The organism is Lichenibacterium dinghuense (genome assembly GCF_021730615.1).
In the GTDB taxonomy this organism is placed as follows: domain Bacteria; phylum Pseudomonadota; class Alphaproteobacteria; order Rhizobiales; family Beijerinckiaceae; genus Lichenihabitans; species Lichenihabitans dinghuensis.
Genome location: NZ_JAJLMN010000001.1, coordinates 352,636 through 365,185 on the forward strand (window position 1 = coordinate 352,636; position 12,550 = coordinate 365,185).

Consider the following 12,550-nt stretch of genomic DNA (forward strand, 5'->3'; position numbering starts at 1 on the left):
GGCCAGCCGGCCGGACGGCCGTCGCGCGCGAGCGCGGAGGAAAGTCCGGGCTCCACGGAAACACGGTGCCGGATAACGTCCGGCGGGGGCGACCCCAGGGATAGCGCCACAGAAAGCAGACCGCCCGGCTGGACGAGCGATCGTCCGGTCCGGGTCAGGGTGAAAGGGTGCGGTAAGAGCGCACCGCGGAGGCGGCAACGTCGACGGCACGGCAAGCCCCACCGGGAGCAAGATCGAATAGGGGCGACGGGGCGCGGACCGGCCATGCCGGCCTGGCGTCCAACCCGTTTCCGGGCTGTCGCCCGGGTTGATCGCTCGAGGCGGCCGGCGACGGTCGTCCCAGAGGAATGGTCGTCACGCGCGGCGGGCTCGCCTTCCGCGCCATACAGAACCCGGCTTACAGGCCGGCTGGCACCCTCTCCCCCGAACCTTGACGGCCCCGACCGGGCCTCCGCGGTCCCCGCATGGGATCGCGCCCCACCCGGGCGTGGGACGGCGCCCCACTCCGCACCTGCTGACGGCCCGGAACGGGCGGCCGAAGCCACTCGGCCGATTCCGCTGTGGACAAGTCGCGCCCGCTCGGGACGGCGGCCGCCGCCCGCGCGCCGCGAAGCCATGCCGATTCGACCCCCGCCTCGCCTGCCGCTTCAGTCCTGATGCCGCTCGCGGATCCGCCTTCCCCGCCCCATCTCGCCCCGCCGCGCGCCGGTTTTTCCGGCGCCGCGGCAAGGGTCCCTTAACCCTAAGCGGCGCTTACTGGACCCTGGCCCCCAGTTCGCGCGCGGGGCCGTTCGTTGACGCCCATGGGGTCCCATGCTATCCCAAGCCATCCCGTCCGGCAGCCAAGTTCGAGCTTCCGCGGTGGACCATCTCGCGATGGGTCTCCCGCGCTCGGACCGCCGTGCCCGCGGGATCCGGCTTGCTCGGGACAGAGGGGATTTTGGATCGCTTCGTCTCGCACTTCACCAATCGGCTGGACGCCAAGGGTCGCGTGTCGATCCCGGCCTCCTTCCGTTCGGTGCTGGCGCGGGACGGCTTCGAAGGGTTGTACGTCTATCCCTCGCTCTACGCGGACGCCCTGGACTGCGGCGGCAACGCCCTGCTCCGGGAGGTCGACGCGCTGATGGCCCCTCTGTCGCCCTATTCGGAGGAGTGGGACGCCTACGCGTCCACACTCCACGGGGAGAGCGAGGTGCTCAAGCTCGACGGGGAAGGGCGGGTGATCCTGTCCGAGAAGCTGAAGCACCACGCCGCGATCGCCGCCGAGGTGACGCTGGTGGGTCAGGGGCACAAGTTTCAGATCTGGGAGCCGGGACGGTTTCGCGCGCATTTGGAAGAGGCCAGACGCCGAGTGCGCGATCACCGAAGACTGCTCAGCTCCGGACATGCGGCGCAGATCACCGCGCCGCAGCCTCCTGGAGCACGGGACTGATGACGGATCGCGGCCCAGACGACGCTCTGGCCGCCGGCGGACCGATCCGGCATCGCCCCGTGCTCCGCGAGGAGGCCCTCGATGCCCTCCTCCTGCGCGACGGCGGCACCTACCTCGACGGCACCTTCGGCGCCGGCGGCTACACGCGCGCGATGCTGGCTCACCCCGGCACGCGCGTCGTGGCGCTCGACCGCGACCCCACGGCGATCGCCGGCGGGGCCGGACTCGCCGCGTCGGAGCCCCGGCTCACCCTGGTCGAGGCCCGCTTCGCGACGCTCGGCGCCGTGGCGGACGAGCTCGGCCTGGACCGCCTCGACGGCGTCGTGCTCGACATCGGCGTGTCGTCCATGCAGTTCGACCAGGCGGATCGCGGCTTCTCGTTCCGCTTCGACGGGCCGCTCGACATGCGCATGGGCGGCGACGGACCCTCGGCGGCCGACATCGTCAACGGCGCCGACGAGGGCGACCTCGCGGACATCCTGTACCGCTACGGCGAAGAGCGCGCGTCCCGCCGCATCGCCCGCGCGATCTGCTTCGACCGCCGCACCGCGCCCTTCACCTCGACGAAGCAGCTCGCCGACATGATCGGCCGGGTCATGCCGGGGCGCCCCGGCGACATCCACCCCGCCACGCGCAGCTTCCAGGCGCTGCGCATCGCCGTGAACGACGAGCTCGGCGAACTCCACGACGCGCTGGAGGCGGCCGAGCGCGTGCTCGCGCCCGGCGGCCGGCTCGCGGTGGTGACCTTCCATTCGCTGGAGGACCGCATCGTCAAGCGCTTCCTGCAGGGCCGCGCGGGGCGGGGCGACGGCGGCTCGCGCCACATGCCGGCCGGCGCCGCGCCACCGGCCGCCACCTTCGCCCTGCCCGGCCGCCAGCCGGTCGCGCCCGGCGAGGCCGAAATCGCCGCGAACCCGCGCGCGCGCTCGGCGAAGCTCCGCGTCGGCGCGCGGACCGAGGCGCCGGCCCGGGCGCCGGACCCCGCGGCCCGCGCCGCCGTCACCGTCAGCTGGAAGCGTTGAAGCCATGCTGCGCATCCTCAACGTCCTCGCCGTGGCGGCGCTGATCGGGTCGGCGGTCTACGCCTATTCGGTCAAATACGAGACGATCCTGTACGGCGAGCAGATCATCAAGACGCGCCACCTCATCGCCCAGGAGCAGGACGGCATCGACAAGCTCGAGGCCGAATGGGCGATCCTGACGCGGCCGGACCGGCTGGCGTCGCTGGCCGACCACGGTCTGAGCCTGCAGAAGCTGTCGCTCGACCAGATCGTCCAGCCGGCGGACCTGCCCGACCCGCCGCCCAAGGTCGACTCCATCGGCCGCAAGCTCGACGCCCTCGGCCTCGGCGAGCCGACCGCGACCCCGTCGGGCGAACGCGCCGCCGGCGCGGCGGCCGGCGGCGCCACCCCCTCCTCCGCGACGCCCGCGAGGTAGCGCCCGCATGTCCGGCTTTCCCGACTCCCCCGCGCCGATCCTCCCGCGGGAGCCCGCCCGGCTCGGAGCTTTCGCGCGGGCCCGCGCCTTCGTGCGCGACGTGTGCTCGACGCGGCTCGACAAGAGCGGCTTCCGCCTGCGCCTGATCGCGCTCGCCTTCGTGGGCGTCTACGGCGCGATCGACTTCAAGCTCGCCAGGCTCGGCGTGTCCAAGGAGGCGCCGGCCAGCCTGAAGGCCGCCGCGTCAGACGCCGCCTCGGGCGCGCGCCCCGAGCTGCTCGACCGCAACGGCGGCGTGCTGGCGCAGGACGTCAGGACCATGTCGGTCTTCGCCGAGCCGCGCCGCCTGATCGACAAGGACGAGGCGGTGGAACTCCTCTCCGCCGTGCTGCCCGACATCGACGCGACGGATCTCCGCAAGCGCCTCGGCTCGAAGAAGGGCTTCGTGTGGGTCAAGCGCGGCGTCACCGACAAGCAGCAGGCGGAGGTGTTCCGCTTGGGGCTCCCCGGCGTCGGCTTCATCCCCGAGAACAAGCGCATCTACCCGAACGGGCCCGTCGGCGCCCACGTGCTCGGCTTCACCAACACCGACAACCAGGGCATCGCCGGCATCGAGAAGTGGGTCGACAACCAGGGCCTCGGCGACCTCAAGGGCGCCGGCTTCGACGTCACCCCGCAGGACCTGAAGCCGATCGCGCTGTCGCTCGACACTAAGGCCACCTACGCGGTGCGCGACGAGCTCGCCAAGGGCATCGAGCACTTCAAGGCGCAGGCGGGCTCGGCCGCCATCATGGACGTCAACACGGGCGAGATGATCGCCTACGTGTCGCTGCCCGACTACGACCCCAACAACCCGGTCGACGCGCTGAAGCCCGACCACATCAACCGGCTCAACGTCGGCACCTACGAGATGGGCTCGACCTTCAAGGCCATCTCGATCGCTATGGCGCTGGAGTCGAACAAGTTCACGCTGCATTCCAGCGTGGACGCGCGCGACAACCTGCGCTACGGCCGTTTCACCATCCACGACTTCCACGCGACGCACCGCGTGCTGACCGTGCCCGAGGTCTTCGTCCACTCGTCCAACATCGGCACGGCCAAGATGGTCATGGCCGTGGGCGTCGAGGGCCACAAGGCGTTCCTGCGCAAGATGGGCCAGCTGTCCCGCCTGCAGACCGAGCTGCCCGAGACCGCCATGCCGCAGATCCCGCCGCATTGGGGCGAGCTGAACTCCATGACGATCGCCTTCGGCCAGGGCCTCAACGTCACCCCGCTCCAGGCCATCATGGCGGTGGGGGCGCTGGCCAACGGCGGCTACGAGATCACGCCCACCTTCCTCAAGCGCGACAAGCCGGACTTCCGCGACGAGGCGCAGCGCGTGATCCGCCCGGAGGTGTCGGAGGAGCTGCGCTACATCATGCGGCTGAACGCGACGATCGGGTCGGCCAAGAAGATCGACATCCCCGGCTATTTCGCGGGCGGCAAGACCGGTACGGCCGACAAGCTGATCCACGGCCACTACTCGTCCGACCGGGTCAACACGACCTTTATGTCGGTGGTGCCGGCCGACAAGCCCAAATACCTGTTCTTCGTGATGATGGAGGACCCGCAGGCCGCCGAGGGCACCTACGGCTACCACACCGCCGCCTGGAACTCCGGCGACGTGTGCGGCAAGATCATGGAGCGCGTGGCGCCGCTGCTGAACCTGCCGCCCAACCTCAACCTGCCCACCAACCCGTTCCCGACAGTCGCCAAGCTCGGCATCGGCATGGACTCGGTGCTGCGATGACGCTGGGCGAACTGCTGCCGGGCGCCGTCGCAGAGTGCGATCGGGGCATCGCGGTGTCGGGCCTCACGGCGGACAGCCGCGCCGTCGCGCCCGGCTTCGCCTTCTTCGCCGTGCCCGGCGCCAAGGGCGACGGCGTGGCCTACGCGGCCGCGGCCGCGGCGGCGGGGGCCGTCGCGGTCGTGTCCGAGCGTCCGCCCGAGGGCCTGCCGGACGGCGTCGCGTCGGTCGTCGTGCCGGACGCGCGGCGCGCGCTCAGCGCCGCCGCGGCGCGCGTCCACCCGGCCCAGCCCGGCACGGTGGTGGCGGTGACGGGCACGAGCGGCAAGACCTCGGTGGCGGCCTTCGTGCGGCAGATCTGGGCCGCGGCGGGCCTCAGGGCCGCCTCGATGGGCACGCTCGGCGTGGTCGCGCCGGACGGCGCCGTCTACGGCTCGCTCACGACGCCCGACCCCATCACGCTGCACCGCGACCTCGACCGCCTCGCCCGGGACGGCGTCACCCACCTGGCCCTCGAAGCCTCCTCGCACGGGCTCGACCAGCACCGGCTCGACGGCGCGCGCCTCGCGGCCGGCGCCTTCACCAACCTGTCGCGCGACCACCTCGACTATCACCCAAACGTCGAGCACTACCTCGCCGCCAAGCTTCGCCTGTTCACCGACCTGCTCGCGCCCGGCCGCCCCGCTGTGGTGGACGCGGACGGACAGGTCGCGGAGCGCGTCGTCGCGGCGGCCCGCGCCCGCGGCCTCGACGTGCTGACCGTCGGCCGGGCGGGGACGAGCATCCGCCTCCTGTCGGCCGAGCCCGACGGCTTCGCGACCCGCATGGTCCTGCGCCACGCGGACCGCGAGCGCACCCTCCGCCTGCCCCTCGCCGGCGCCTTCCAGGTGTCGAACGCCCTCGTCGCGGCGGGCCTCTGCATCGCCACCGGCACGGCGCCCGCCGCCGCCTTCGCGGCCCTCGAAGGGCTCGCCGGCGCGCCCGGCCGGCTGGAGCGCGTGGGCACGCGCCGGGGGGCGCCGGTCGTCGTCGACTACGCCCACAAGCCCGACGCGCTGGAGAAGGTCCTCGCCACCATGCGCCCCTACGCGCCGGGGCGGCTCGTCGTGGTGTTCGGCTGCGGCGGCGACCGCGACGCCGGCAAGCGGCCGATCATGGGCGCGATCGCGGCGCGGCTCGCCGACGTGGTCGTCGTCACCGACGACAACCCGCGCTCCGAGGAGCCCGCCGCGATCCGCTCCGCCATCCTCGCGGGCGCGCCCGGCGCGGCCGAGATCGGCGACCGCGCCGCCGCCATCGCCCACGCGGTCGCGCTGCTCGGCCCCGGCGACGCCCTGGTGGTCGCCGGCAAGGGGCACGAGACCGGGCAGACGGCGCGCGGCGTCACCCTGCCCTTCTCCGACGCCGCGGCGGTCGCCGAGGCCATCGCGAGGCTGGACCCATGAACGACGCACCCCTCTGGTCCGGTCTCGGCTTGGTCGCCGCGCTCGACGCCCGCGTGAGCGGGACGCCGCCGCTGGGCGGCGTCACCGGCGTGTCGATCGACACCCGCAGCCTGAAGCCGGGCGAGCTCTACGTCGCCATCCGCGGCGACCTGCACGACGGCCACGACTTCGTCGCCCAGGCCTTCGCGGCCGGCGCCGCCGCGGCCGTGGTCGACGAGGCCCACGCGCCCGGCCTGCGGCGGTCGCTCGGGGACCTGCCCTGCCTCTACGTCGTCGAGGACGCCCTGCGCGCCCTGGAGCGCCTCGGGGCCGCCGCCCGCGCCCGCTCGAAGGCGCGGGTCGTCGCCGTCACGGGTTCGGTCGGCAAGACCACCGTGAAGGAGATGCTGCGCCTCGTCCTGTCGGACGCCGGGCCGACCCACGCCTCGGCGGCCTCCTTCAACAATCACTGGGGCGTGCCCCTCACCCTCGCGCGCCTGCCGGCGGAGGCGCGCTACGGCGTGTTCGAGGTCGGCATGAACCATCCGGGCGAGATCACGCCGCTGGTCGCCCTCGTGCGCCCGGACATCGCCGTGGTCACCACGGTGGCGGCGGCCCACCTGGAGCATTTCGCGAGCGTCGACGAGATCGCCGACGCCAAGGCGGAGATCTTCTCCGGCCTCGTCCAGGGCGGCCTCGCCGTGATCAACCGCGACATCGACACCTACGGCCGCCTGCGCGCCGCCGCCGAAGCCTCGCCGGCCGGCCGCATCCTCACCTTCGGCGAGCACCCCGAGGCGGACGCCCGCCTGGAAAGCTTCGCGCCGACGCCCGACGGCGTCGAGGCCCGCGCGCGCGTGCTCGGCCGGCGGGTGGACTTCCGGCTCGGCGCCCCCGGCCGCCACCTCGCCGTCAACGCGCTGGCGGTGCTGCTGGCCGCGCACGCCGCCGGCCTCGACCTCGACGGCGCGGCGGACCCGCTCGCGCGCTTCACCGTCGGCCAGGGCCGCGGCGCCCGCGTGACGCTGCGGCTGCCGGGCGGCGACGCGACGCTGATCGACGAGAGCTACAACGCCAACCCCACCTCCATGCGGGCCGCCTTGGCGGTCCTGGCCGCGGCGGCGCCCGCCGGCGAGGGACGCCGCGTCGCCGTGATCGGCGACATGCGCGAGCTCGGCACGGACGCCGAGCGCCTCCACGCCGAGCTCCTGCCCGACCTCGAGGCGGCGCGGGTCGACCTCGTCTTCGCCGCCGGGCCGCTCAGTCACGCGCTGTTCAGCCGCCTGCCCGCGGAGATGAGAGGCTTGTGGGGGGACACCGCCGCGGCTATCGAGGGCCCCCTCGCGGACGGCATCCGGGCCGGCGACGTCGTGATGGTGAAGGGCTCCAACGGGAGCCGGATGGGGCCGCTCGTCGCCGCCCTGAAGGACCGGTTCCGCCCCACCCCGGCGGGACGCTGAGGACATCGGACATCCATGCTGACCTGGCTCACCGAACTGTCCCCCTATTTCAGCCCGCTGAACCTGTTCCGGTACCTGACCTTCCGCACCATCGGGGCCACCGCCACGGCCGCGCTCTTCGTGTTCTTCTTCGGCCCGGCCATCATCGCGGCGCTGCGCATCAAGCAGGGCAAGGGCCAGCCGATCCGCACGGACGGCCCGGACCACCTGAAGAAGCGCGGCACGCCCACCATGGGCGGGCTGATGATCCTGTCGGGCCTCGTCGTGTCGACCCTGCTCTGGGCCAACCTGCGCAGCCCCTACGTGTGGATCGTGCTGCTGGTCACGCTCGGCTTCGGCATGATCGGCTTCTACGACGACTACCTCAAGGTGACGAAGCAGAGCCACGCGGGCTTCGCCGGCCGCGCCCGGCTGGCCCTGGAGGCGCTGATCGCCCTCGTGGCCTGCTGGGCCATGACGGCGGTGGGGCCGTCCTCCACCACGGCCCTGTACCTCCCCTTCATCAACGGCATCGTGATCGACTTCGGGCTGTTCTTCATCGCCTTCGGGGCCTTCATCATCGTCGGCTTCGGCAATGCCGTGAACCTGACCGACGGCCTCGACGGCCTCGCGATCGTGCCCGTGATGATCGCGACGGGGACCTTCGGCGTCATCGCCTACTGCACCGGCAACCTGCTCTACGCCTCCTACCTCGGCATCCACCACGTGCCGCAGACGGGCGACCTCCTCGTCATCGCGGGCGCTGTGGCGGGGGCCGGCATGGGCTTCCTGTGGTTCAACGCGCCGCCGGCGCAGATCTTCATGGGCGACACGGGTTCGCTCGCCCTCGGCGGCCTGATCAGCACCGTGGCGGTCATCATCAAGCACGAGATCGTGCTGCTGATCGTCGGCGGGGTCTTCGTCGTCGAAGCCCTGTCGGTGATCGTCCAGGTCGGCTCCTTCAAGCTGACCGGTAAGCGGGTGTTCCGCATGGCGCCGATCCACCACCATTTCGAGAAGCTCGGCTGGTCCGAGCCGCAGATCGTGATGCGCTTCTGGATCATCTCCTTCGTGCTGGCCCTGCTCGGCCTGTCGACCCTCAAGGTGCGCTGATCCCATGACGCCCGTCACGCATTGCGCCGGGCGCACCCTGGCGCTGTTCGGCCTCGGCGGCTCCGGCCTCGCCACCGCGGACGCGCTGCGCGCCGGCGGCGCCCGCGTGATCGCCTGGGACGACGCGGAAGCGGCGCGGGCCAGGGCGGCCGCGGCCGGGCAAGAGGTCGCGGACCTGCGCGGGATCGACTGGGGCGGCGTCGCCTCGCTGGTGCTCACCCCCGGCGTGCCGCTGACCCACCCCGAGCCGCACTGGTCGGCGAAGCTCGCGCGCGCCGCGGGCGTCGAGATCGTCGGCGACGTCGAGCTGTTCTGCCGGGAGCGCGCGAAGATCGCGCCGGACGCGCCGCTCGTCGCGATCACGGGCACCAACGGCAAGTCCACCACCACGGCCCTCACCGCGCACCTGTTCCGCTCGGCGGGCCGGGACGTGCAGATGGGGGGCAACATCGGCACGGCCGTGCTGGCGCTGGAGCCGCCCGCGCCGGGCCGCATCCACGTCCTGGAGGTGTCGTCCTACCAGATCGACCTCGCGCCTAGCCTCGCGCCGACGGTCGGCATGCTGCTGAACCTCAGCCTCGACCACATCGACCGCCACGGCACCTTCGAGAACTACGCGGCCGTGAAGGAGCGACTGATCGCGCGCTCGGACTGGTCGCTCACCGGCGTCGACGACCCGGCCTCGGCGGCGGTCTTCGAGCGCGCGGTGGAGCGCGAGATGCGGCTCCACGCGCGCGGCCACGGCCCCGCCGGCCGCCACTATCCGGTGTCGGTGCGGCAGGACCTGCCGACCGGCGTGTCGCTGTCGGCCGGCCACATGGTGCTGATGCGGCCCTACGAGGGGAGCGAGCGCATCCTCGGCGGCACGGACGGCATCGCCACGCTGCGCGGCCTCCACAACGCGCAGAACGCCTGCTTCGCCGCGGCCTGCGCGGACCTGCTCGGGCTCCGGGGCGCCGACGCCCACGTGATCCAGAGCGGTCTCAACAGCTTCGGCGGCCTGCCTCACCGGATGGAGGAGGTCGGCCGGATCGGCGACGTGGTCTTCATCAACGACTCGAAGGCCACCAACGCGGATTCGGCCGAGAAGGCGCTCCTGTGCTTCCCGCGCGTCCACTGGATCCTCGGCGGCGTGCCGAAGGCGGGCGGCATCGAGGCGCTGGCCCCGCTCTTCGACCGCGTCGCGCGCGCCTACCTGATCGGCGAGGCGGCGGACGCCTTCGCGTCGACGCTGCGCGGCCGCGTGCTCAGCCGCCGCTGCGGCACGCTGGAGCGGGCGGTCGCCGCGGCGGCCGAGGACGCCCGGCAAGCTTCCGGTAACCAAACCGTGCTGTTCTCCCCTGCCTGCGCCTCCTTCGACCAGTTCCGGAACTTCGAGGCGCGGGGCGACGCCTTTCGGGCGCTCGTTCAGAAATCGAAGATCTGACGCATTCACGGCCGGCCACGGTGTCCGTCTTCACCCTCCCTCATCCTGAGCAGGGGCCGGAGGCCCCGTGTCGAAGGACGCAGGGGCCCTCCGCAGGCGCGGCGAGGTGCTGCCTCCTTCGACACGGGGCGCTCCGCGCCCTGCTCAGGGTGAGGGAGAGAAGGATGGACGCCTCCCCACCGGCGCGCTTTGGCAGGAGCCCCGCATGATCTCGCGCGCCGAACGCTCAATCTTCGCAGACTGGTGGTGGACGGTCGACCGCTGGCTCCTCGCCGCCATCGGCCTCCTCATCGTGCTCGGCATCGTGCTCACCATGGCGGGCAGCCCGCCCGTGGCCGAGCGGCTGGGCCTCTCGACCTTCTTCTTCGTCCATCACCAGGTCATGTTCCTGGTGCCCTCCGTCTGCCTGATGCTGGCGACCTCGTTCCTCGCCCCGCGCGACGTGCGGCGCGCCGGGCTCGTGGTCTACCTCGGCGGCCTGGCGCTGATCGCCTGCGCGCTGATGTTCGGCCACGAGGTGAAGGGCGCGCGCCGCTGGATCTTCGGCATCCAGCCGTCCGAGTTCGTGAAGCCCGCCTTCGTGATCATCGCCGCCTGGGCGTTCTCGGAGGGGGCGCGGCGCCGCGACGTGCCGGGCAACCTCATCGCGCTCGCCCTGCTGCCGCTCACCATCGTGCCGCTGATCCTCCAGCCCGACTTCGGGCAGACCATGCTGATCTCGCTCGTCTGGGCGGCGCTGTTCTTCATGGCCGGGCTGCACTGGTTCTGGGTCGGCGGCATCGGCGGCATGGGCGCTTTCAGCGTGGTGGTGGCCTACAAGTTCGTGCCCCACGTGCGCGACCGCATCACCCACTTCCTCGATCCGTCGAACGGCCCCGGCGCGTCCGACACGTTCCAGGTCGACACGGCCGTGGAAAGCTTCGTGTCGGGCGGCTGGCTCGGCAAGGGCCCGGGCGAGGGCACGGTGAAGCGCGTCCTGCCCGACGCCCACACGGACTTCATCTTCGCCGTCACGGGCGAGGAGTTCGGCCTGCTGTTCTGCATGTTCCTGGCCGGCGTCTTCGCCTTCATCGTGCTGCGCGGTCTGCTCCTGTCGTCGCGCAACGACGATCCCTTCTGCCGCTTCGCCACCGCGGGACTCGTGATCCTGTTCGGCATCCAGAGCTGCATCAACATGTCGGTGAACCTGCACCTCATGCCCGCCAAGGGCATGACGCTGCCCTTCATCTCCTACGGCGGCTCGTCGATGATCTCGCTGGCGCTCGCCATGGGGTTCCTGATCGCCGTGACGCGCAAGCGCCCCCGCGCCGCCGTGATGGACCCGGTGCCCTACCGCCGCGGCGAGGAGCCGGACGGCGCCTACGGATCGGAGGCGGCGTGAGCCCCTTGGACAGCCCCGTCCTCCTCGCCGCCGGCGGCACCGGCGGCCACCTGTTCCCGGCGGAAGCGCTGGCCCGCGCCCTGGCGGCCCGCGGCGTCGCGGTCGAGCTGATGACCGACGACCGCGCCCTGCGGTACGGGGTCGACTTCCCGGCGCGGGCGCTGCACGCCGTGCCGTCCGCGACCCCGCGCAACGGCTCGCCTGTCGCCAAGGCCGCCGCCGCCGGGCAGCTGTCGCGCGGCGTGCTGGCGGCGTGGCGCACCATCGGCCGCATCCGCCCCTCGGTCGTGGTCGGCTTCGGCGGCTACCCCACCGTGCCGCCCATCGTGGCGGCCTCGATCCGCGCCGTGCCGATCGTGCTGCACGAGCAGAACGCCGTGATGGGCAAGGCCAACCGCTTCGTGGCCAACCGCGCGGCGCGCATCGCCACCGGCTTCCCCGAGCTCGGCAAGGTGCCGGACGCCGTGGCCCGCAAGGCGAGCTTCACCGGCAACCCGGTGCGCCCGGCGGTAGTCGAGGCGTCGCACCGCGCCATGCCGGACCTCGCGCCCGGCGGGACCGTGTCGCTGCTCGTCACCGGCGGCTCGCAGGGCGCCCGCGTGATGTCCGACATCGTGCCGGCCGCGGTCGCCCTGCTCGACGCCGGCGAGCGCGCCCGCCTCCACATCGTCCAGCAGGCGCGCGGCGAGGACGAGGCCCGCGTGCGCGACGCCTACGCGGCGCTGGGCCAGGCGGCCGACATCCAGCCCTTCTTCGCGGACCTGCCGGCCCGCATGGCGGCGGCCCACCTCGTCGTGGCCCGCGCCGGCGCCTCCACGGTCAGCGAGCTCGCCGTGATCGGGCGCGGCGCCATCCTCGTGCCCTTCCCCCACGCGCTCGACCAGGACCAGGCCTCCAACGCCGCCGTGCTCAAGGCCAGCGGGGCCGCCACGGTCCGCGATCAGTCCGCCTTCACGCCCGAATGGCTTGCGGAAGAGCTCAGGCGCGTGTTGAACGACCCCGCGGAACTGCTGGTGCGCGCCGACGCGGCGCGGCACGGCGGCCGCCCGGACGCCGCCGAGCGCCTGGCCGACCTCGTCCTCGCCGTGGCGGAGGGCAGAACTCAAGGTTGA

Annotated in this window: 10 protein-coding genes and 1 other RNA gene; all 11 read left to right on the forward strand. The window is 72.8% G+C overall.

Going from position 1 to position 12,550, the window contains the following annotated elements; all coding sequences use genetic code 11:
- Positions 1–2 precede the first annotated feature (2 nt).
- The 11 genes from rnpB (at position 3) to murG (ending at position 12,550) form a co-directional block, all read left to right on the forward strand.
- Positions 3–416: RNase P RNA component class A (rnpB, locus tag L7N97_RS01655), an RNA gene on the forward strand.
- Between the two features lie 524 nt (positions 417–940).
- The gene (locus tag L7N97_RS01660; protein ID WP_237476647.1) at positions 941–1,432 is read left to right on the forward strand and encodes a division/cell wall cluster transcriptional repressor MraZ; all 492 of its coding nucleotides are present in this window, start codon (positions 941–943) and stop codon (positions 1,430–1,432) included.
- Positions 1,429–2,454: a 16S rRNA (cytosine(1402)-N(4))-methyltransferase RsmH gene (rsmH, locus tag L7N97_RS01665; protein ID WP_428981042.1), complete on the forward strand. Its 1,026-nt coding sequence runs from the start codon at positions 1,429–1,431 to the stop codon at positions 2,452–2,454. The genes L7N97_RS01660 and rsmH overlap by 4 nt, the downstream gene beginning before the upstream one ends.
- A gap of 4 nt (positions 2,455–2,458) precedes the next feature.
- Entirely contained in the window at positions 2,459–2,869 is a 411-nt protein-coding gene (gene ftsL / locus L7N97_RS01670) for a cell division protein FtsL (RefSeq protein WP_237476649.1), read from the forward strand.
- A gap of 7 nt (positions 2,870–2,876) precedes the next feature.
- Positions 2,877–4,658: a peptidoglycan D,D-transpeptidase FtsI family protein gene (locus L7N97_RS01675; RefSeq protein ID WP_237476650.1), complete on the forward strand. Its 1,782-nt coding sequence runs from the start codon at positions 2,877–2,879 to the stop codon at positions 4,656–4,658.
- Positions 4,655–6,100, forward strand: a complete 1,446-nt coding sequence (locus L7N97_RS01680; RefSeq protein ID WP_237476651.1) for a UDP-N-acetylmuramoyl-L-alanyl-D-glutamate--2,6-diaminopimelate ligase — start codon at positions 4,655–4,657, stop codon at positions 6,098–6,100. Before L7N97_RS01675 ends, L7N97_RS01680 begins: the two co-directional genes overlap by 4 nt.
- The gene (locus L7N97_RS01685) at positions 6,097–7,539 is read left to right on the forward strand and encodes a UDP-N-acetylmuramoylalanyl-D-glutamyl-2,6-diaminopimelate--D-alanyl-D-alanine ligase (RefSeq protein WP_237476652.1); all 1,443 of its coding nucleotides are present in this window, start codon (positions 6,097–6,099) and stop codon (positions 7,537–7,539) included. Before L7N97_RS01680 ends, L7N97_RS01685 begins: the two co-directional genes overlap by 4 nt.
- Positions 7,540–7,554: 15 nt before the next feature.
- The gene (gene mraY / locus L7N97_RS01690; protein ID WP_237476653.1) at positions 7,555–8,631 is read left to right on the forward strand and encodes a phospho-N-acetylmuramoyl-pentapeptide-transferase; all 1,077 of its coding nucleotides are present in this window, start codon (positions 7,555–7,557) and stop codon (positions 8,629–8,631) included.
- Between the two features lie 4 nt (positions 8,632–8,635).
- Positions 8,636–10,057: a UDP-N-acetylmuramoyl-L-alanine--D-glutamate ligase gene (gene murD / locus L7N97_RS01695; RefSeq protein WP_237476654.1), complete on the forward strand. Its 1,422-nt coding sequence runs from the start codon at positions 8,636–8,638 to the stop codon at positions 10,055–10,057.
- Positions 10,058–10,262: 205 nt separating this feature from the next.
- Positions 10,263–11,438 (forward strand): FtsW/RodA/SpoVE family cell cycle protein, encoded by a 1,176-nt coding sequence (locus tag L7N97_RS01700; protein WP_237476655.1) that lies wholly within the window; start codon positions 10,263–10,265, stop codon positions 11,436–11,438.
- A gap of 5 nt (positions 11,439–11,443) precedes the next feature.
- Complete coding sequence (gene murG / locus L7N97_RS01705) at positions 11,444–12,550, forward strand: undecaprenyldiphospho-muramoylpentapeptide beta-N-acetylglucosaminyltransferase (RefSeq protein WP_237481996.1); 1,107 nt, start codon at positions 11,444–11,446, stop codon at positions 12,548–12,550.